The sequence below is a fragment of the Desulfobacterales bacterium genome, from assembly GCA_029211065.1.
Taxonomy (GTDB): Bacteria; Desulfobacterota; Desulfobacteria; order Desulfobacterales; family JARGFK01; genus JARGFK01.
In genome coordinates this window covers 1-578 of sequence record JARGFK010000264.1, presented here as the reverse complement: position 1 = coordinate 578, position 578 = coordinate 1, and the positions used below count along the sequence as shown (strand labels likewise).

Below are 578 nucleotides of genomic sequence, written 5' to 3'. Positions count from 1 at the left end.
AAACCGCTTGCTTAGATTGGATCGTATCAAGAAACCCACTTGTTTCCAGAAAATCGCCAACATATTCGAGGACTCTTTTGGCTGTTCCTTCTGAGGGTTTCATAAGAGTCCATTTTTCACAATGTTTGACAAATTCTTTAAGCGTCATAGAGGCCAGGCTGTAACAAATGTATTCAGCAGCAGCAAAGCTGACATAGTCATTTATGAACTTGAGCTTTGCTTCAAGGGGGCAGATGCTGCGATTTGCCTGGTTACTCTGAAAAATCCCTCTCTTGAGAGAGATTTCACCTAACAGGGTCAGATACCGGCCCAAAGCAAGGAACTTACGATAGTGTTTCTGGCCGTCATGGACAATGGTCTTAACGAGTTCGTCGTTTTGCGAAAACAACTCACTCAATCCAGAGGCTCCGGATTTGCCGAGAGTTTCAATGAATTGCTTTTCAACATCTTGAATTCGTGCACCGTCAAAAGGATGCTTGGCAATGGAGCTGAGTTGTTCCACTACGCCAACGCGAACCGCCGAAATTATGGCAGATGAGACACCCTTTGTTTCCATATGTGACAAAATTAGTATATTT

Annotated in this window: 1 protein-coding gene; it reads right to left on the bottom strand. The window is 43.6% G+C overall.

Annotated elements, in window-relative coordinates:
* Positions 1–502, bottom strand: a 502-nt coding sequence (locus P1P89_23340; protein MDF1594457.1) for a hypothetical protein, incomplete at its 3' end; no start/stop codon positions are given.
* Between the last annotated feature and the right edge of the window lie 76 nt (positions 503–578).